This is a genomic window from Synechococcus sp. CC9902 (assembly GCF_000012505.1).
Taxonomy (GTDB): Bacteria; Cyanobacteriota; Cyanobacteriia; order PCC-6307; family Cyanobiaceae; genus Parasynechococcus.
Window position 1 is genome coordinate 337,647 of sequence record NC_007513.1, and the last position, 17,160, is coordinate 354,806.

The 17,160-nt window shown below is 57.8% G+C and carries 20 protein-coding genes; 9 read left to right on the plus strand and 11 right to left on the minus strand.

All coding sequences use genetic code 11. The features are described from left to right. Window positions 1–46: 46 nt before the first annotated feature. From SYNCC9902_RS01575 to SYNCC9902_RS01590, 4 genes are all read left to right on the plus strand, one after another. Window positions 47–1,579 (plus strand): iron uptake porin, encoded by a 1,533-nt coding sequence (locus tag SYNCC9902_RS01575; protein ID WP_011359153.1) that lies wholly within the window; start codon window positions 47–49, stop codon window positions 1,577–1,579. Window positions 1,580–1,680: 101 nt separating this feature from the next. After that, a complete protein-coding gene (gene cysK / locus SYNCC9902_RS01580; RefSeq protein WP_011359154.1) occupies window positions 1,681–2,649 on the plus strand; it encodes a cysteine synthase A in 969 nt (322 codons plus the stop codon). A gap of 10 nt (window positions 2,650–2,659) precedes the next feature. Then, window positions 2,660–3,328: a J domain-containing protein gene (locus SYNCC9902_RS01585; RefSeq protein WP_011359155.1), complete on the plus strand. Its 669-nt coding sequence runs from the start codon at window positions 2,660–2,662 to the stop codon at window positions 3,326–3,328. Continuing rightward, window positions 3,325–5,370 carry a glycosyltransferase family 39 protein gene (locus SYNCC9902_RS01590; protein ID WP_011359156.1) on the plus strand — a complete coding sequence of 682 codons (2,046 nt, stop codon included), beginning with the start codon at window positions 3,325–3,327 and terminating at the stop codon, window positions 5,368–5,370. Before SYNCC9902_RS01585 ends, SYNCC9902_RS01590 begins: the two co-directional genes overlap by 4 nt. On the opposite strand, the gene SYNCC9902_RS01595 is transcribed toward SYNCC9902_RS01590, so the two are convergent. Further along, window positions 5,361–5,615, minus strand: a complete 255-nt coding sequence (locus SYNCC9902_RS01595; protein WP_011359157.1) for an NAD(P)H-quinone oxidoreductase subunit O — start codon at window positions 5,613–5,615, stop codon at window positions 5,361–5,363. The two genes, SYNCC9902_RS01590 and SYNCC9902_RS01595, sit on opposite strands and share 10 nt — an antisense overlap. 83 nt (window positions 5,616–5,698) lie before the next feature. On the opposite strand from SYNCC9902_RS01595, the gene SYNCC9902_RS01600 reads away from it, so the two are divergent. Together SYNCC9902_RS01600 and SYNCC9902_RS01605 are read left to right on the plus strand one after the other, a co-directional pair. After that, window positions 5,699–6,904 carry a cation:proton antiporter gene (locus tag SYNCC9902_RS01600; RefSeq protein WP_011359158.1) on the plus strand — a complete coding sequence of 402 codons (1,206 nt, stop codon included), beginning with the start codon at window positions 5,699–5,701 and terminating at the stop codon, window positions 6,902–6,904. A 27-nt stretch (window positions 6,905–6,931) separates the two neighbouring features. After that, window positions 6,932–7,861, plus strand: a complete 930-nt coding sequence (locus SYNCC9902_RS01605; protein ID WP_011359159.1) for a TIGR01777 family oxidoreductase — start codon at window positions 6,932–6,934, stop codon at window positions 7,859–7,861. On the opposite strand, the gene SYNCC9902_RS01610 is transcribed toward SYNCC9902_RS01605, so the two are convergent. The 5 genes from SYNCC9902_RS01610 to SYNCC9902_RS01625 all read right to left on the minus strand — a co-directional run bounded on the left by SYNCC9902_RS01610 (window position 7,809) and on the right by SYNCC9902_RS01625 (window position 10,376). After that, the gene (locus SYNCC9902_RS01610) at window positions 7,809–8,081 is read right to left on the minus strand and encodes a hypothetical protein (protein ID WP_011359160.1); all 273 of its coding nucleotides are present in this window, start codon (window positions 8,079–8,081) and stop codon (window positions 7,809–7,811) included. The genes SYNCC9902_RS01605 and SYNCC9902_RS01610 overlap by 53 nt on opposite strands. Continuing rightward, a complete protein-coding gene (locus SYNCC9902_RS01615) occupies window positions 8,078–9,259 on the minus strand; it encodes a lipid-A-disaccharide synthase-related protein (RefSeq protein WP_011359161.1) in 1,182 nt (393 codons plus the stop codon). The genes SYNCC9902_RS01610 and SYNCC9902_RS01615 overlap by 4 nt, the downstream gene beginning before the upstream one ends. Further along, on the minus strand, window positions 9,260–9,418 hold the full coding sequence (locus tag SYNCC9902_RS12645) for a hypothetical protein (RefSeq protein ID WP_198001784.1): 159 nt from the start codon (window positions 9,416–9,418) through the stop codon (window positions 9,260–9,262). Window positions 9,419–9,507: 89 nt separating this feature from the next. Then, entirely contained in the window at window positions 9,508–9,927 is a 420-nt protein-coding gene (locus tag SYNCC9902_RS01620; protein ID WP_011359162.1) for a hypothetical protein, read from the minus strand. A 56-nt stretch (window positions 9,928–9,983) separates the two neighbouring features. Continuing rightward, on the minus strand, window positions 9,984–10,376 hold the full coding sequence (locus SYNCC9902_RS01625; RefSeq protein WP_009788219.1) for a HesB/IscA family protein: 393 nt from the start codon (window positions 10,374–10,376) through the stop codon (window positions 9,984–9,986). Between the two features lie 70 nt (window positions 10,377–10,446). Here SYNCC9902_RS01625 and zds point away from each other — a divergent pair, with 70 nt between their 5' ends. From zds to SYNCC9902_RS01640, 3 genes are read left to right on the plus strand one after another with little or no spacing between them, the layout of a single operon-like run. Further along, a complete protein-coding gene (gene zds, locus SYNCC9902_RS01630) occupies window positions 10,447–11,913 on the plus strand; it encodes a 9,9'-di-cis-zeta-carotene desaturase (protein ID WP_011359164.1) in 1,467 nt (488 codons plus the stop codon). Beyond that, on the plus strand, window positions 11,914–12,354 hold the full coding sequence (locus SYNCC9902_RS01635) for an SRPBCC family protein (RefSeq protein ID WP_011359165.1): 441 nt from the start codon (window positions 11,914–11,916) through the stop codon (window positions 12,352–12,354). A 10-nt stretch (window positions 12,355–12,364) separates the two neighbouring features. Then, window positions 12,365–12,865: a hypothetical protein gene (locus SYNCC9902_RS01640; protein ID WP_011359166.1), complete on the plus strand. Its 501-nt coding sequence runs from the start codon at window positions 12,365–12,367 to the stop codon at window positions 12,863–12,865. On the opposite strand, the gene SYNCC9902_RS01645 is transcribed toward SYNCC9902_RS01640, so the two are convergent. From SYNCC9902_RS01645 to SYNCC9902_RS01665, 5 genes are read right to left on the minus strand one after another with little or no spacing between them, the layout of a single operon-like run. Further along, window positions 12,841–13,659 carry a uroporphyrinogen-III synthase gene (locus SYNCC9902_RS01645; RefSeq protein ID WP_011359167.1) on the minus strand — a complete coding sequence of 273 codons (819 nt, stop codon included), beginning with the start codon at window positions 13,657–13,659 and terminating at the stop codon, window positions 12,841–12,843. The genes SYNCC9902_RS01640 and SYNCC9902_RS01645 overlap by 25 nt on opposite strands. Continuing rightward, complete coding sequence (locus tag SYNCC9902_RS01650) at window positions 13,656–14,858, minus strand: glycosyltransferase (RefSeq protein ID WP_011359168.1); 1,203 nt, start codon at window positions 14,856–14,858, stop codon at window positions 13,656–13,658. The genes SYNCC9902_RS01645 and SYNCC9902_RS01650 overlap by 4 nt, the downstream gene beginning before the upstream one ends. Before the next feature lie 36 nt (window positions 14,859–14,894). Beyond that, window positions 14,895–16,511: a glycoside hydrolase family 3 N-terminal domain-containing protein gene (locus SYNCC9902_RS01655; protein WP_011359169.1), complete on the minus strand. Its 1,617-nt coding sequence runs from the start codon at window positions 16,509–16,511 to the stop codon at window positions 14,895–14,897. Then, the gene (gene rbfA / locus SYNCC9902_RS01660; protein ID WP_011359170.1) at window positions 16,492–16,896 is read right to left on the minus strand and encodes a 30S ribosome-binding factor RbfA; all 405 of its coding nucleotides are present in this window, start codon (window positions 16,894–16,896) and stop codon (window positions 16,492–16,494) included. Before rbfA ends, SYNCC9902_RS01655 begins: the two co-directional genes overlap by 20 nt. Beyond that, on the minus strand, window positions 16,896–17,102 hold the full coding sequence (locus tag SYNCC9902_RS01665; RefSeq protein WP_011359171.1) for a DUF751 family protein: 207 nt from the start codon (window positions 17,100–17,102) through the stop codon (window positions 16,896–16,898). The genes rbfA and SYNCC9902_RS01665 overlap by 1 nt, the downstream gene beginning before the upstream one ends. Window positions 17,103–17,160 lie beyond the last annotated feature (58 nt).

Genomic DNA, 17,160 nt, shown 5'->3' on the forward strand with positions numbered 1-17,160 from the left:
CACAGGTGGCGTAGTTGCGCCCATTTCCTGTGTGAGGAACCATTCAATGAAGCTTTTCCAGCAAATGCTGGTGGCTCCTGCCGCCCTGGGCCTTCTGGCCTCCGGCGCCAATGCCGCCGAGCTCAACATCAACGGCGTTTCTGACTACGCGGCTTCTGCCGACCAAGTCACCAGCGTTACCCAATTCTCCGACGTTTACCCAACTGACTGGGCCTATCAGGCGCTCAGCAACTTGGTTGAGCAGTACGGCTGCGTCGCTGGTTACCCCAACGGCACCTTCCGCGGCAACCGGGCGATGACCCGTTACGAGGCTGCAGCACTGCTGAACGCATGTCTCGACCGCGTCACTGAAGTGACCGACGAACTGCGTCGCCTTCTCAAAGAATTCGAAACCGAACTCGCCATCCTCCGCGGACGCGTTGACGGCCTCGAAGCTCGTGTTGGCGAACTGGAAGCAACCCAGTTCTCCACCACCACCAAGCTCAAGGGTGTAACCAACTGGGTTCTTGGCGCTGCCAAGTACCACGGCAACGGCAGCGACGCTGCAGCAACCACCGCCGGCGGCACCTCCTTCAGCTACAACCTTCAGCTGAACCTGGAAACCAGCTTCACTGGTAAGGATCTGCTGTACACGCGCCTGCGTGCCGGCAACATGGACAACGTTTACGGCGGTAACGGCCTGTTTGCTCAGGAGTACGGCTTCGACTCCGACAACGCAATTGTTGTCGACCGTCTGTACTACAGCTTCCCTGTCGGTGACGAGTTCACCGTTGTTGCTGGACCTCGCGTCCGTATGGACGACATGCTGCCCGTATGGCCTAGCGCCTATCCGTCAGACATGACGTACGACTTCTTCACCTACGCCGGTGCGCCTGGTGCTTACAACCTCGCCCTCGGTGCTGGTGCTGGTGTCTATTGGCAAACCGAAGGTGGTTTCAGCGTTTCCACCAGCTACTTGTCTGTCAACGGCAACAACAGCTGCCCAAACAATGATTTCTGTGGCGACAGCGCCGGCGGCATCGGCACCGACGCCGCTGCTTTCAGCGCCACCACTCAGATCGCTTATGCACCTGAGAGCTGGGGTGTCGCTGCTGCCTACACCAAGGCTTCCGGCGTGAACGGTGTTGGCCTCTACCAGGGCAATGCCACCATCCCTGCTGCGGCTCTCTCCTACCTCGACGATCAGTCCAACTCCTTCGGACTGAGCGCCTGGTGGACTCCTGAAGAGTCCGGCTGGATTCCTTCCATCAGCGTCGGTTACGGCGGCTCATGGTTGAGCTTCGGCGGCGACGACGCCTATACCAACTCTTGGTATGTCGGCATGGAGTGGGACGACGCCCTCATCGAAGGCAACTCCTTCGGTATTGCCACTGGTCAGCCCACCTACATCGTCTCTGTTGACGACGATGACTACAACGCTGGTGCTGGCTACGCCTGGGAATTCTTCTACAAGTTCCAGGTCACCGACAACATCACTGTGACTCCCGCAATCCACTACCTCAGCAAGCCTTTTGCTGAGCAGGATTCCAATGGTCTCAACGCCATGAGCGGCTTGGTCAAAACCACCTTCAAGTTCTGATCAACTCTCGTTGGGCAACTTCGGTTGCCCTCACGTTGTTTCAGCTACCCCCCCCCAACTGGGGGGGTTTTTTATGGTGAATACGATCTCAAGCTGCCTCCATGGCGATCGCTGCAGACATCACGGCTTTGATCGGCGGAACACCGTTGGTTCGGCTGAATCGTCTGCCTCAGGCCTGCGGTTCACAAGCTGAGGTTCTGGCCAAATTGGAGAGTTTCAATCCTTCCGCTTCAGTGAAAGACCGCATCGCAAGCGCCATGGTGCTTGAGGCGGAGCAGGCCGGCACGATCGCCCCTGGCCGCACTGTGCTGGTGGAGCCCACAAGTGGTAATACCGGTATTGCCCTGGCGATGGTGGCTGCCGCAAGGGGGTACCGCTTGATTCTCACCATGCCCGAATCCATGAGCACCGAGCGTCGGGCCATGCTTCGCGCCTATGGAGCTGAGTTGCAGCTCACCGATGGATCCGAGGGGATGAAGGGTGCGATCGCTTTGGCAAAAGAACTCGTGGCTGAGATCCCTGAGGCCTATCTCTTGCAGCAGTTTGATAACTCCGCCAACCCAGCAGTGCATGAACGCACCACCGCGGAGGAGATTTGGACCGACTGTGATGGTGTGCTCGATGTTCTTGTTGCCGGTGTGGGTACCGGAGGCACAATCACGGGTTGTGCCCGCGTTCTGAAGCAGAGAAATCCTCAGCTGCAAGTGGTGGCCGTCGAGCCAGAGGCGAGTCCGGTTTTGTCTGGCGGGTCGCCTGGGGCCCATCGGATCCAGGGCATCGGTGCCGGTTTTATTCCAGAGGTGTTGGACCTTGATCTGATTGATTTAATCGTCGCCGTCAGCGATGACGACGCCATGGAGATGGGGCGACGTTTGGCGAGAGAGGAAGGTTTGCTCTGCGGGATTAGCAGTGGTGCTGCCATCGCGGCCGCTCTTCGGTTAGCGCAACAACCAGGGATGGCTAACAAGCGAATGGTGGTGATGTTGGCCAGTTATGGCGAGCGATATTTATCCACGCCGATGTTTAGTCGGGGCTCAGTTCTGCCAGCACGACGCGATGGACAGGTGTGAGGACTGAACGATGAATGATCCCTACACCGTGCTCGAAGTCAGCAGCCACGCATCAGCGGCCGAAATCAAGGCCGCTTATCGACGTTTGGTGAAACAGCACCACCCGGATGCGGGTGGCGATGATCAAAGGATGTTGGCGTTGAACGCTGCCTGGGAGGTTTTGGGCGATCAAGACCGTCGTCGCAAGTTTGATCGCACTCGGATTTCCCCACCCGCGGCATCCCGACAACCTGATCTTCGTCGTGCCAGATCGGCCCACGGTCGTGCGGTTGCGGCCGATGATGCCTTGGTGGAATGGCTGCGTCGGGTGTATGCCCCGATTGATCGCATGCTTGGAGAGGTGATCAATCCCTTTCCCGCACAGTTCAAGGCCTTGTCGGCGGACCCCTACGACGATGAGCTGATGGAGGTTTTTTGCAATTACTTGGAAGCGAGTTCTCGCAAGATGGAACGGGTCAAGACGTTATTTCAGTCGCTACCAACTCCAGCTTCGGCGCGTGGTTTCGGTTTGAGTGTTTATCACTGTTTATCGGAGGTTGAGGATGCCCTGGCTGAACTCGAGCGATACACGATGGGGTATGTGGACAATTACCTCCACGATGGTCGCGAGATGCTGAGGGAAGCCAAACAGCGCCGAAAACGGCTGCAGGACGAACGTCGGCGACTGGACATTCTGTGAGCCAGCGTTGCCGCTTTTGGGGAGGTGTTGCCCTGATTTGGCTCCTTGCCACCCTGGCAGATCGGCTGTGGTGGACCTTGCAAGGTGGTGTTCCCGCCTGGGATCAGGCTGACTATCTCAACAGTGCCCTGGACCATGGTCGTGCACTCGGACTGCTTCCAGGAGGTGTCTGGCAAGGGTGGAATGCGTTGTTGGATCTGTCTCCAAAAATTCCGCCGCTGGCCTCCTTGGTGAACGGCAGCGTGATGGCCGTGAGCGGCGGAGCGCCTGATCAGGCGGCGTGGAGTCTCAGCCTTTGGCATGGCCTGCTGTTGATGGCTGTTGCCGGGTGGGGCCGCCGTTTGTATGGCCCAGGTTTTGCTTGGCTGGCCTGTGGTCTCACCGCAATGGTTCCGGCGTTGCTGGAGCTGCGAACGGATTACGTCTTGGAGATGCCTCTCGCAGCTGTTTGCACCCTGGCGCTATGGCGGCTGGATGTGTGGTGTGACCCCTCCGATGGAGGACGTTGGAATCAGGTTTGGGGTTGCACGCTTGCCGCCGTGGCGGCGTTGTTGGTGAAGCAAAGCGCTTTTTTGGTGCTCACTCCAGCTGGTCTGGGGGCCTTGTATTTCGTGTTTCGCCGCCGGGGCCACTGGTTGCGGCAAGCCATGCTTCTGCCGTTGATGGTTGCGGCCCTGCTCGGACCGTGGTTGCGTCACAACTGGATTACGAGCTTGGGAGGCACCAATCGAGCCGTGTTCGAATCGGCTGCGCGGGAGGGGGATCCCGGCGTTTTCAGTTGGGCAAGTTGGCTTTGGTATCCCCGCTTATTGCCCGAGCAGCTCGGGGTGGTGCTCCTCGCTGTTGGTGTCTCCGGACTGATGCTCTGGTGGCTCCACCGACACGATCCCACTACTGATCGCACTTGGTCTTGGCGCTGGTTGGTGATCAATCTCTTGGCAGCTTGGATTCTCACCACGTTGAGTCCGAATAAAGGAGACCGCTACATCGCTCCGCTGTTGCCAATGCTGGTGCTGTTGTTGGCCCGTGGTTGGTGGCAGTGGGGCCTGTGGTGGCAACACAAGGGTCTGCGTTGGATACGCCCGTTACTAGCCGCAGGCTTGTTGGCGAGTAGTCCAGCCGGTGTCTCGACCCAGCTGGAACGCTTGGGGGATCGACCTCGAGGACCCCTTCAGGCGCTGGTGGATGCCGCTGGTGGTGCTGACGCTGCCGTGCCATCGCGCACTTTGATTGTGGTGCCGAGTACGCCAGATCTCAACCAGCACAACGTGTCTTACTACGGTCGCCGCAATGGAGGGCATGTGGTGGGTCGCCAATTGGGGGGCAATGATGCAGACCGCGACCCTGTGTTGGAACGAGCCGATTGGGTCGTTCTCGCCGAAGGCGATCAGGGTTCGGTGCGAAAGTCCGCCCGTCGTCTCGATCGCGCTGTCCGTCGCAGTGGGGTCTTCGAGCAGGTGAAGCAATTTCAGCGCCCCCAAGGAGGGAGTTATTCCCTGTGGCGTCGGCGCGGCAATCAGCCTGTGCAGGGGCCAAGTTTTGCCGAACGTTTCCCATCGCTTGCCCTTGGCTTGGCCCAGGGGCCTGGGGGTCTCGATCCTGTTTTTAGTGCTGTTGCGCTGGAACACATGCTGGATGGCCATTTCAGTTATCGACAACCGGTGTCTCTGGAGGCGACCAGGCGTTTACAAATCAACCCCAACGATCAACAAGCCCGTTGGAGCTTGGCCTTACTGGCTGTTTTGGCGAATCGGCCGAAGGAGGCTTCAGAGCAATTTGCTCAGCTTCAGACGCTGATCCCCGATAACCCCTGGCCTGCGGCGTACCGCAGCGTTGTGAATCTCGCTGGATGGAATCCATGGGCGGCAATGTCTGTCGCTGATAGCGCCGGTCAACAGCACCAGGAACCGGTGCTTCGGGCGCTCGGCGATTTGAGCGGTGTGTTGTCCGGAGCTGTTTGGAGATTTCCCGCTGCTTTGATCAGTGTTCCCGCCGCTGTGACGTCCGTTGAAGGGGGCTTGGAGAGCTCCGATCAGGAGTAGACCTCCAACTGATCCATGCGCAGCCATACGTCCGGTACGGGGCGATTCCAGCGCACTTGGCCGTAGTCACCCTTCACGACAAGTAGTTCTCCAGGACCATCAAAGATGTAGTCCGGTGGCGTGGGATCACTGGCAGCAGCTTCGATACTGGCGGAATAGGCCTTCCGGTTCACTTTCACCAGCGCACCTTTTCGTAGGGCTGCCGGTTTGGCTTTCGCGGGTGCGCTGGTGTCGGAGTCGGCCATTTCAGGTCCAGAAGACATCAGCAGGCTAAAACCAACGGGATGAAGCCACCAACCCTGTGCACGATCACGTAGCCCTCTACTTGATGGCATTTGGCGGTCTGCTCTTGGCGGCAGTGCTGCTGGATGACCTGGCTGATCGCGTCAAATTGCCAGGAATTCTTCTGGTGTTGGCCTTGGGATTGCTGGTCGACAACGACTTGCGCTCGACCAGTGAGCCATTGCTGTCGCTCGTCAGGGCGGATCGGATCACCCAGTCAGCTTTGGTTCTGGTGCTCTTTTTTGGAGGGCTCACCACCAATTGGACGCGGATGAAATCTGTGATCCGACCAGCAGCTCGGCTCGCCAGTCTCGGTGTGTTGCTGACGGCTGGGTTGCTCACGCTGATTGGAGTGGGGGCGCTCATGGCCCAGGGGACATGGCAGGTGGGATTGCTGGCTCAGGTGTTGTTTGTTGGGGCCATGTTGAGCAGTACAGATGCTTCAGCAGCCCTGTCACTTTTACGACCACTGGCCGGTCGATTGCCTCAGCGGGTCCTCGATTTGATCGAAATGGAATCCACCATTAACGATCCAATGGCGGTGGTTTTGGCCAATGTTGCCTTGGCCTTAGCCGGTGGGACGGGTTTGGCCACAGCCGATTTGGTGACGGATGTGATTCGGCAATTCCTTTTGGGTGGACTGCTCGGATTTATTGGCGGCAGCATGATTTCCCAGCTGCTGATGGGTAGTCAATCGCTCACTCGGGGCTCCATGCTGCCGGTAGTGAGCTTGGCTCTCCTGTTGGTGTTGTCAGGGGGCACAACGTTGATGGGTGGAAGTCCTCTCTTGGCTGCTTATGTGGCAGGCCTTGTGCTGGGCAATAGCCGTGCTGCCGCGCAAGAGGTGCTCGAAGAAGCCCATTCCAGCTTCGCGAAGATGGCTGAGCTGATGCTTTTTTTATGTCTGGGCTTGGTTGTCGCTCCCCAAAATGTTGTTGAGGCTGCCGGTTGGGCACTCCTGCTGGTGCTGGCAATGCAGCTTGTGCGCTGGCTGATGGTGCAGCTGTTACTGCTTCGAGCAGATTTTCAAAGCAGTGAAAAACGCTTTGTGTCATGGACGGGTTTACGAGGGGCGGTTCCCATTGCGATGGCAATTCAGGCTTGGGCATCGCCCGTTGCCTGGGGGAAGTTGATGCCACCCCTCGCCTTAGCGGTGGTGTTGTTTGGCTTGCTGCTTCAGGGATTTGCCTTGGTGCCAATCGCGCATCGTTTGGGGCTGGTGTTGCCGTCGGAAGAATCGGAACCCACTTAGCCTTTCGACCTGTGCAATTCCCGCCCCATGCGTCTGTTGCTGCTTGGCTGCACTGGCTTTGTTGGCCGTGAGCTGGTTCCTGCCTTATTGGAGGCGGATCATCAGCTCACGTTGGTAAGTCGACGCTTGGCTTGGGGCTATGAGGCAGAACGCGCCGATGGTCGAGTCAAGTGGTTGCAGCTAGACCCCGCTAAGTCTGTTTCGTGGCAAACACCTGAGCTGGTTGAGGCCCTATCCACCTCGGATGCCGTCGTGAATCTTGCCGGTGAGCCCATCGCCGAAAAACGTTGGACAGCAGTTCATCGCAAGGTGTTGGAAGACAGCCGCTTGGACACAACGCGCTTGCTCGTTGATGCGTTGGCGGTCTCCAAGTCGCCACCGTCTGTTCTGATCAATGCATCGGCGATCGGCTTTTTTGGCACCAGCCCCACCGCAAAATTTGTCGAATCCAGTCCGGCAGGGGCCGATTTCCTTGCTTCGTTATGTCAACGCTGGGAGACGGCTGCTGCCGCCGTACCCGATTCCGTCCGACAGGTGAGCCTTCGAATCGGCATCGTTTTGGCGTCGGATGGTGGCGCACTCGGAAAAATGTTGCCCATTTTTCGTACTGGCTTCGGTGGGCCGATTGGCACTGGCAAGCAATGGATGAGTTGGATCCATCGCAGCGATCTTTGTGATCTGATTCAAACAGCGCTCACTGATCAGACTTGGTCTGGTGTGGTGAACGCGGTGTCGCCGGAGCCTGTGTCGATGGCAGCGTTCTCGAAGCAGTTGGGCCGAAGCCTCAATCGCCCCAGTCTTTTGCCTGTGCCCGGACCCATCTTGCAGCTGCTCCTCGGAGATGGTGCCAAGGTTGTGCTTGAAGGTCAGCAGGTGACCTCTGAGAGGTTGGACTCCTTGGGATTTAGTTTCCGCTACCCGACCCTTGTTTCAGCCCTCGCCGCTGCCACCAGCTGACGATTCCGCTCAAAACAGCCGCCATGATTAACAAGCTGATCGCTGGGGTGAATAAGGGCTGCCATAGCCGTTGAAAAAGATCCATCGGACCTGACTGTCCCTGGCTTTGGGCAACCACCGCCGCCACAAAAAATCCTGCGCCAAGAATCACCACCAGCACATTCAGCATCAAGAGCCGATCCAGCCAGCGTTTCCAAGTGGGTTCCGTTCCTGCCGTCATGGTGCTGTTGATGGGCAAAGGCCGCCAATGGCTGAAGCCATTCTCAGACCACCTCCGCTGCTGCCCAACCTGCGCTGTGCTTCGGTGCGGCACTGCTTTTGGAAGTCGAGGTCGTGATGGATTCGTTTCAGCAGCTTCAGGGCTAGTTGTGCAGAGGCAAAAAGGTTGTCCTGGCTGCCGCTGTCGCCAGGGGCGCAAAACACTGTGGGCCCCAGGAGGCGCCGCTGCGCTTCAGCAAAGGATGCTGTGAACTGGGGGCCCTGGCCTGCAAGTTGCAACACTGGCTTGGCAAGGCCAACGGCCTGCTCGGCTGCGGTGCCGGCCATGCTGATTACAAGATCGCTCTGTTGTAAAACCGCCTGAAAGGCTCCGCGACGAACCCGAACGGCAGGAGATCCCTGGCGCTGAAGCAGACCATCGCGAAGTTGCCAGCCAACACCATTCGCACAACGCTCTAAACCCGTGTCATCAAGGCTCGAAACGAGGGCTAACTCAAGCGAAATCCCAATGTTGTCTGGGAGTTGATCACTCAGCCTGAGAAGCAATTGCAGATTGGCCTCTAGCTCTGGGCGACGGCTGCCAGGTAGAAGACCGATTCGCGGTTGGGTGTTGGTCAGCAACGATGTTGGTGGCAACACCGGGTCCATAAAGGGATTGCCGAGAAATTGCACCGGTCGTGCCAGCTGGTTGCTCAGATCGTCTGCAGTGAGTTGATCCCGGCTGAAAATGGCTTGAAAATTTTTGCCAGACAGCATCGGCCCACAGGGCCATGGAAGTCGAAGTTGGCCCTCGTAATGACTGGAATAAGCCACGAGATAGGTCGCCACTGGACGACGGGTGAGCCACGCAGCAATGACGGGAATCACGTCGCCCACCACCACGATCAGATCGAACCGATGGGCGTGTCGTAGGAGGCGGAGCAGACGACGCAGCAGATACAGAAGTTGACCTTGGATTAGTTCTGTGAGACGTCCCTGCAGGCTCGTGTATCCGATCCCGCCTGTGCTGAATTCGTGGCTGCTGCCCAGCAGAGGAATCGTGGCTTGGGAATAAGGGCGCCCCAGGCCGGCTAGTGGCAGAGCTGTGACCTCATGGCCGAGGGTTCGGAGCACACTCCCCAATAACGATCCGGATAGGTCTTCCCCGTGGCCATTACTGAGTAAAAGAATGCGTCCCATTCACCACATCCAGGTGGAAGGATCCGGAATGCCGTTGGCTTCCCTTGTCATTTTGATCCGTTGGGCTGCCTGGGCCAAATGTTTGTCGCGACGTTGATTGGCCCGTTCTTTTGCTGCGTGGCGGCTGGCCTCGGAAGGAAGTCGGGTGATCGTCCACATCCCGACCATTCTGCCAAGACTGCAATCAAATCAGTTCAGTACTCGTATCCAAAGACGATGTAATCACTGGAAAAACGAGTGCGCTGGATTTAGAAATCGAGCCAGGCTTTGACTTTTTCAAGCGCTTTCCATCCCGGTTTCCGTTGTAAGCCGTCGTCAATGGATGTTTTGAGGTCGCCGGCAGCTTCCGGCGCAAAGGCGATCACCTGTTGAACTACCTGAATGTGGTCGCGCACTCCCTTGGATTTCGTTTCGAGTAGCGCCAGGCTGAGATTGATCCTCGCTTGAGGGTCTTGGGCATTGAATTTCACGGCGAGCCGAGCCGACCGCAGGGCGTCCTCTGGCTGGTCACAAAGCAATTGCAACCACGACAAACAAGTCCAGCCCGCTGATTGCCCTGGTGAAGCTTCGGTGATCTGAAGAAAGTCAGGCAGCACCTCAGATGCTGCCGCACCCGCCTGATAGCGAGCCATGGCCTGATCGAACAGGTTGTCCGCGGAGGACTCCATCGACGGTGAAGAGGTGTTGGATCTACTCAGATTCCCATGCGACTTCGTCGTTGCAATCAAACAGCGAACGAGCTTCCACAGCCGCAGGTTTGCGTGGCATTGGGATTGGTGAAGTTGAAGCCACCGCCGATCAGTGCGGTACTGAAGTCCAACTGCATGCCGTAGATGTAAAGCAAGCTCTTTGGATCACAGATCACACGGAAACCTTGGCCGTCGGATGATTCGTAGTCGTAGCTCTCGTCGTCGTCCAAGGTGTCGGAGGCAGGTACGAAATCCATCGTGTAGCTCATGCCGCTGCACCCACCGGAGCGCACCCCAACGCGCAGCACCTGATTGGTTCCCTGCTCTCCGCAGAGCTTGGCCAGCTGTTGCATCGCCGGTTCTGTAATCAAAATGCCCTTGCCGTCCTTAGCGGTATGGGCCGGCATCGTGGTGGGTGTGGTGGTCATCGTTGCCGCGTGCTCGACCCCCACTCTATGGAGGTTCATACATAGAGTCGACTGAGTTGAACGTCTCAAGGTGCGGGTCGCGATTGTCGGTTCCGGTCTCGCTGGCCTTACCGCTGCGGTAGATCTTGTCGATGCGGGCCATGAGGTGAACCTCTACGAGGCACGCCCATTTATGGGCGGCAAGGTGGGCAGCTGGGAAGACCCCGATGGCAACCACATCGAAATGGGGCTCCACGTCTTCTTCTTCAACTACGCCAATCTCTTCGCCTTGATGAAGAAGGTTGGGGCCTTCGAAAATCTTTTGCCAAAAGATCACACCCACTTGTTCGTGAATGAGGGAGGTGACTTGCGTGAACTTGATTTTCGCTTCCCGATTGGCGCCCCGTTTAACGGCTTAAAGGCGTTTTTCACGACACCTCAGCTCAGTTGGATCGACAAGCTGCGCAACGCCTTAGCGCTTGGCACCAGTCCAATCGTGCGTGGGCTGGTGGACTACGAGGGCGCGATGCGTACGATCCGCGCTTTGGATTCAGTCAGCTTCCAGGATTGGTTTGTGGGCCATGGCGGGAGTCCTGAGAGCATCCGTCGCATGTGGAATCCGATTGCTTACGCGCTGGGATTCATCGATTGCGAAGCGATATCGGCCCGCTGCATGCTCACGATTTTCATGATGTTTGCTTCGAAAACCGAAGCATCGAAGCTGAATCTGCTCAAGGGGTCACCCCATCGCTGGCTCACAGGTCCAATCCTGGATTACATCCAGGCCCGTGGCGCCAAATTGCATTTGCGCCATCGAGTGAAGGATGTTCAGTTCTCGGATGGTGAAAATCCTGTCGTGACGAGTCTTCTGTTGGGAACACCTGAGGGTGATACCACTGTTGAAGCCGACATCTATTTAGCTGCGTGTGATGTTCCGGGTATCCAGAAGCTATTGCCTGAGGCTTGGCGCAAATTCCCTCAATTTGAGGCGATTCACCAGCTTGAAGCCGTACCAGTGGCCACAGTGCAGCTGCGTTACGACGGTTGGGTAACGGAACTCAATGATGAGCATGAGAGCCAACGTCGGGATCTCAAGAACCCCACCGGTTTAAACAACCTGCTTTACACCGCAGATGCGGATTTCAGCTGCTTTGCTGATCTCGCACTCGCTAGCCCAGAGGATTACCGCAAAGAGGGTGAGGGGTCGCTCTTGCAATGTGTTCTCACACCAGGTGATCCTTGGATCCCTAAGTCGGTGGATGAAATTGTTGCCCATACAGATCGCCAGGTGCGGGCTCTTTTCCCATCAGCCCACAACCTCAAGCTCACCTGGAGCAATGTTGTGAAGCTGGCCCAATCGCTTTATCGAGAGGCTCCTGGGATGGAGCCCTATCGCCCCGACCAGCGCACGCCCATCGGAAATTTCTTTTTGGCTGGCAGCTACACGAAGCAGGACTACATCGATTCCATGGAAGGGGCCACGATGAGCGGCCATTTGGCGGCTGCTGCCATCCTTGATCAGCCGGTCAGGTTGGCGACCAACGCAGCGGTGGCCTAGATGGGACGTTGGCTAGAGAACACAGTGACAACGGAGGTCCAGGCTTCTGCAGACAAGGTTTGGGCGGTATGGAGCGACCTTGAGGCAATGCCGAAGTGGATGCGTTGGATCGAATCGGTGAAAACCCAGAAAGATGATCCGGATCTCACCGATTGGATTTTGGCTGCCCAGGGTTTTCGATTCACCTGGAAAGCGCGGATTACCCAGCGGGTGGAAGAGCAACAACTCCATTGGGCATCGGTCGGCGGGCTGCCCACCAAGGGTGCGGTGCGCTTTTATCCCCAGACGCCCGACTGCACCGTTGTGAAGCTGAGCGTGAGTTACGAACTGCCCAGGGTCTTGGCACCGTTGATGGAGCCAAGCATCTTGGGTGGGATTGTGACGAAGGAGCTTCAGGCGAACCTTGACCGTTTCCGTGATTTGGTGGAAGTCGTCGACTAATGCACGCTTGATGCATTCTCTTGGATGGCTGGTGCTTGCCCTTGGCCTTTCGTCCTGTGGAGACCAAGCGTCCATGGCCCCCTCTGCTGAACAAAACGTCCCACCTTTGGCTCTGCAGTCCCAGCAGAGCAGTGCAGCATCACCGCTGCCGCCGTTGATTCCCGGGGCGACCGGTTTAAAGCCACTACCGACAGCTCAGCAAGTTCAAGCTGCGGTCCCTTCGGGCCGTGCTGATCCTTTTAGCCCCCTACCGCTTGCAACTGGAGCCGACCAACCTTCGTCTGGTGGTTCCCGTTTGTTGGGTGTTCTCACTGTTGGCAAGCAAACGCGTGCGTTGTTCTCCTTTGGGATGAGTCGTGGTGAGATCTGTGTTGGTCCCCGCGGGCGATGTTCTCAGGATCAGCCCCTCGTTTTGCCTGAGGGTTGGTCGGTGTTGAACATTGATGGTCAAAAAGGGTGTATTCAGTTGGCTGAGAATGGAAAAGCTCAAGACTTGCTCTGTATCGCTTGAGTGCAGGCCTCCACTAATCCCTCAAGGTCGTGCGGGTCGGCTTCAGCATCCACTCGGCCGAAGTGCTCACGGCAGCTTCGGCTGGTTTGAGGACCGATCGACACCACGGCCACTCCGTTCAAATGTTGCTTCCATTCGCTTCCGAAGCGCTTCTCCATGAGCTGGGCGGTATGCGTTGCGGTTTTACCGCTGGTGAAAGCGATCGCATCCACAGCACCATCGGCGAGGGCCGTTGCGGCTGGTTCTGCCATGTGTTCTGGGCAGCGAGAGTCGTAGGCGGCAACCTCCACGACGCGCACCCCCGCTTCGCCGAAGGCATCTGCCAAGACCGTTCTGCCGCCCTGTTGAACCCTGGGCAGAAGCATGGTTAACCCCCAGCCGGATACAGGGAAATGATCAATCAAACTTTCAGCAACAAAGCTGGGAGGCACGAAATCGGCGGGGGCTCCTAGCTCCTCGAGAAGCCTTGCTGTTTTACGTCCAACGGCTGCAATTTTTAGGCCTCTCGGCAGCCGGCACAGGTTGCGCTGCTGTCGTTGAAGTCGTTGTTCAACGGCCAAAACACCATTGGCACTGGAAAACACCAGCCAATGAAAATTGTCGAGGTCTGCCAAGGCATCGTCTAGAGGCCCCCAGTGGTCTGGTGGAACGATCACCAGTGCTGGCAAGTCAAGAACGTTGGCCCCCTTGGCTTCCAGGAGTTCTTTGGCTTCTCCTTGCTGTTCGGCCGCGCGGGTGATGACCACGGTGCGGTGTTGCAATGGCTGGTCCGATCTCGAGGCGGGGAGGCTCACATCACCAGCTCCGCATCAAGTTTCACGATTCCTTGAACGTTGTCGCGCAGTTGGCGGGCCTCCTCGCTGCGACCTTGGGCCGCTAGGAGTTCTATCGCTTTGCGAAAACCGTTGCGGGCGGCTTCGATATCACCGCCGAGCAACCTGGCCACGGCATGGTTTTGATGGCATGCGGCGTTGTTGGGATCCAAGGCAAGGGAACGGCCATAGGCCTCGAGGGCCGAGGCGATCTCGCCTTTTTTGCGGAGCATTAAGCCGAGGTTGTACCAACCCAAGGCCACTTCCGGTGCCCGTTGCGTGGCGGTTTGCGTGAGTTGGATCGCCTCATCGAGTTGGTCTTGTTCCATCAATCGGGCTGCCAGGTTGAGGCGAGCACCAAGGGTGATGCGGGTATCAAGCGGGATATCTAGGGCTTGGCGATAGAAGGCAACGGCTTCGTCTGGGTCGGATTCGTTGAGCGCTAAACCGAGATGCAAGAGCAGTTCGTAACGCTCGCTGCTCTGGGCGGTTGCACCTTCAAGGCCTTGTCGCAACAGCGGGATGGCCTCAGACGCGCGGCCTTCGCTGATCAAGAGTCCCCCGAGCTTGGCGCTTGCGTAGGGATCCCCAGGGTGTCGTTTGAGGTCGTCCTCCATCGCTTCACGCAGCCGATCGGCTTTGTCGGAGCCAGAGAGAAGTTCGGGTCTGTAACCGTCATGAAGGATGGCGGGTTCGCTGCAATTCGCGATACGCCACTGAGGCTCAGACGTGATGAGCGCCTGAACGCTCTCATCGATCATCGAGTGATAAGGGCGACTCCACTGGATGCTGGGATGACGTCGAAACAACCGACTGACGCTGGAGTAAGGAGCCATGGCCGCCCCGATCTCATAGCGAAGCAGGTTGATAACCAATACATCGGGCTGGGCCATCAGGGCTTTTAAAGACGGAACCACTTCAGGCCGAAGTTGTTCATCCGCATCCAGCACCAGCACCCAATCGCCCGTGAGGAATTTCAGGGCATGGTTTCGGGCAGGGGCAAAATCCCCAGGCCATTCCATCTGCTCGACGCGGGCCCCAGCTTGTTCGGCGATCGCCACCGTGCCATCAATAGAACCGGTGTCCACCACGACCATTTCATCGGCGAACCCCTTCACGGAGGCCAAGCAGGTTGCCAGTCGTGCCTCCTCGTTGCGCACGATCATGGAAAGGCTGAGCATCAGTTAGGGCCCTTGGATCGGCCGAGGTTAAAGCGGTTAGTCGGTGAAATCAGCGTTACAAGCTGCGGTGTGTGAGCGGTTCAGCAGACTTTTCAGCACTTGTTGTTGTGCTTCAGGCATTTGTCCTGGGCTGTAAGCAGCTGGTATGTCGGGCTTCAGAACGGTTCTTAACTGCTCCCATAGGTAAGGGCTGCCGTAGACGACAAGACCAGCCAGCCGATGGAGCTTTTGGAGCTGCTGCACTGCTGCCGACCATGGCTCGATGCTGTCTTGCGTGCCGCGAAAAGGATTGCCCCGCATAAAGAGTTGCAGAAGCACCGGACCCTGCCCGAGGCGTTCCAAGGCAAGGGGGGAATCCTGGTCTGGCTGCCAAGGAGAGGGGCCTTGACTGTGGATCACCAGGCTCTTGAATCCTTGCCCCTCGGGTAGGCGAAGCGCAGGCGCTGTGCCACTGAGAACAGGGCAAGGAACGATGCCATCCACCCGAATCAGATTGATTCCTTGGCTGCAGTTGATGCCTGTGCTGGGTTGGAGATGAAGACAGGCAGCGACGAGCTCCTGTTCCAGTTGTCGTTCCGACTCAGATGGAAGTGGGGTGTCCTGTGCTGGGTTGAGTGGTTGGTGCTTGTCGATTCGCTTCAGCGCTTGCCGCCGCCGTTGTAGGGAGTCCTCTAAACGCTGCATGGGCAGCCGTCCGCTGCGAAAGGCATCGCATAAACCGTCGATCGCTGCATCGGCATCGGCGGGCATCAAGATCAGATCCGCTCCAGCCTCAAAGGCCAACACCGCGGCCTCAGCAGCGCCGTAGCGCTTGGTGATGGCTTCCATCACTAGGGCGTCGGTTACAACCAAGCCGTCAAAGTGCAAGTCGTGTCTCAACAGGTTGGTGAGCACAGTTGTTGAGAGCGTTGCGGGATGGTTTTGATCCAGCTCTGGGAGTAACAGGTGGGCTGTCATCACACTGTCGACCCCCGCAGCGATCACCTCCTGAAAGGGCGGGAGTTCAACCGCGGCCAATCTCTCCTTGCTGTGGGGAAGGACAGGTAGGTCTAAGTGGGAGTCGCTGCTGGTGTCTCCGTGGCCTGGGAAGTGTTTGGCACAACCCAGCACACCGGTTCGGCTGAGTCCGCGTTGGAATGCTGCAGCAAGTGTTCCGGCAGTGGCGGCATCTTCACCCCAAGCCCGCACATTGATTACCGGGTTGGCAGGGTTGTTGTTGACGTCGCAAACCGGTCCAAGTACCCAGTTCAGTCCGCACCGGCGCGCTTGGTCTCCAGTGCAACGGCCGTAGCGCTCGGCCAAGTCCAACGCCCGCTGAGGGTCGTTCTGGTACAACCGGCCGAGTGCTAACGGTGGGACGAGCCAGCTTGCTCCTTCAAAGCGTTGGCCAACGCCCTCTTCAACATCGGCACAGAGCAAGAGGGGTTGAGCACTCCATCGCCGCAACATTTCAGTTCGCTGCTGTAATTCCACAGCGCTTCCCCCCAAAAGGATCACGCCCCCGACGCCCCGATGCAGGAGACGTTCCAGGGTTGCGTTGTTGAGTTCCCAGCGCGGGTAGCGACGTTGTGGATCGGAGAGGTGGCCACTGGCTCGGACCACGATTAGCTCGGCAATCTTTTGCGCTAGTCGATCAATCGGGCTGCAGCTCATCGCTTCCCGGGGGGATTTCGCCGCGTTCTTGGCGTTGATCTTCGAGTTGGTTTAGGAGCCCAAGCACGGACGTTCCCTTCTCTAGGCCTCGATCCAATTGAAACTTCACCTCGGGTGCGCGACGCATTTGTAGACGACGCCCCAGTTCACCTCTCAGGAAACCACTAGCGGCTTCGAGCCCTTCCATCACTTCATTTTGGTCGTTGGGTTCACCAAAAATGCTCACAAAAATCTTGCAGTGTTGAAGATCCCCAGCCACTTCAACCGATGTGATGCTCACCATGCCCTTGTGCACCCGTTCATCGCGGATGCCATTGATCAGTAGTTCGCTGGTTTCTTTGCGGATCAGGGCTGCGACCCGCTCTACCCGTCGCCCCTGAGCCATTACGCCATCGGTACTCCATTCACCATGGCACGGAGCACGAACGAGAGGCTGATGAAACCACTGATGAGGGCTCCGATCATGGCCACCGCCGTCACCGGATTGCTACGTCTCTGGGCGAGGGGTTCAGCTACGGAGTTCATCACCCCGAGCGTGAAGGTCACCAAATAACGCGGATAACGGGTGACATTGAGGAAAAACTCCCGCATGGTGCTGGCGAGCTCTGGTTTCTGATAGCTACTCTGCCGGGCTTATGGGACCTTCGGT

What these genes read in the sequence shown, in the direction of transcription:
- SYNCC9902_RS01635 (WP_011359165.1), top strand. Translation starts at nt 11,914, where the DNA reads ATGGGACGTTGGCTAGAGAACACAGTGACAACGGAGGTCCAGGCTTCT.
- SYNCC9902_RS01620 (WP_011359162.1), bottom strand. Translation starts at nt 9,927, where the DNA reads ATGGAGTCCTCCGCGGACAACCTGTTCGATCAGGCCATGGCTCGCTAT.
- SYNCC9902_RS01615 (WP_011359161.1), bottom strand. Translation starts at nt 9,259, where the DNA reads ATGGGACGCATTCTTTTACTCAGTAATGGCCACGGGGAAGACCTATCC.
- rbfA (WP_011359170.1), bottom strand. Translation starts at nt 16,896, where the DNA reads ATGGCTCAGGGGCGACGGGTAGAGCGGGTCGCAGCCCTGATCCGCAAA.
- SYNCC9902_RS01625 (WP_009788219.1), bottom strand. Translation starts at nt 10,376, where the DNA reads ATGACCACCACACCCACCACGATGCCGGCCCATACCGCTAAGGACGGC.
- SYNCC9902_RS01595 (WP_011359157.1), bottom strand. Translation starts at nt 5,615, where the DNA reads ATGGCCGACTCCGACACCAGCGCACCCGCGAAAGCCAAACCGGCAGCC.
- SYNCC9902_RS01640 (WP_011359166.1), top strand. Translation starts at nt 12,365, where the DNA reads ATGCATTCTCTTGGATGGCTGGTGCTTGCCCTTGGCCTTTCGTCCTGT.
- SYNCC9902_RS01650 (WP_011359168.1), bottom strand. Translation starts at nt 14,858, where the DNA reads ATGCTCAGCCTTTCCATGATCGTGCGCAACGAGGAGGCACGACTGGCA.
- SYNCC9902_RS01605 (WP_011359159.1), top strand. Translation starts at nt 6,932, where the DNA reads ATGCGTCTGTTGCTGCTTGGCTGCACTGGCTTTGTTGGCCGTGAGCTG.
- SYNCC9902_RS01585 (WP_011359155.1), top strand. Translation starts at nt 2,660, where the DNA reads ATGAATGATCCCTACACCGTGCTCGAAGTCAGCAGCCACGCATCAGCG.
- SYNCC9902_RS12645 (WP_198001784.1), bottom strand. Translation starts at nt 9,418, where the DNA reads ATGTGGACGATCACCCGACTTCCTTCCGAGGCCAGCCGCCACGCAGCA.
- SYNCC9902_RS01575 (WP_011359153.1), top strand. Translation starts at nt 47, where the DNA reads ATGAAGCTTTTCCAGCAAATGCTGGTGGCTCCTGCCGCCCTGGGCCTT.
- SYNCC9902_RS01610 (WP_011359160.1), bottom strand. Translation starts at nt 8,081, where the DNA reads ATGACGGCAGGAACGGAACCCACTTGGAAACGCTGGCTGGATCGGCTC.
- SYNCC9902_RS01655 (WP_011359169.1), bottom strand. Translation starts at nt 16,511, where the DNA reads ATGAGCTGCAGCCCGATTGATCGACTAGCGCAAAAGATTGCCGAGCTA.
- SYNCC9902_RS01665 (WP_011359171.1), bottom strand. Translation starts at nt 17,102, where the DNA reads ATGCGGGAGTTTTTCCTCAATGTCACCCGTTATCCGCGTTATTTGGTG.
- SYNCC9902_RS01600 (WP_011359158.1), top strand. Translation starts at nt 5,699, where the DNA reads ATGGCATTTGGCGGTCTGCTCTTGGCGGCAGTGCTGCTGGATGACCTG.
- cysK (WP_011359154.1), top strand. Translation starts at nt 1,681, where the DNA reads ATGGCGATCGCTGCAGACATCACGGCTTTGATCGGCGGAACACCGTTG.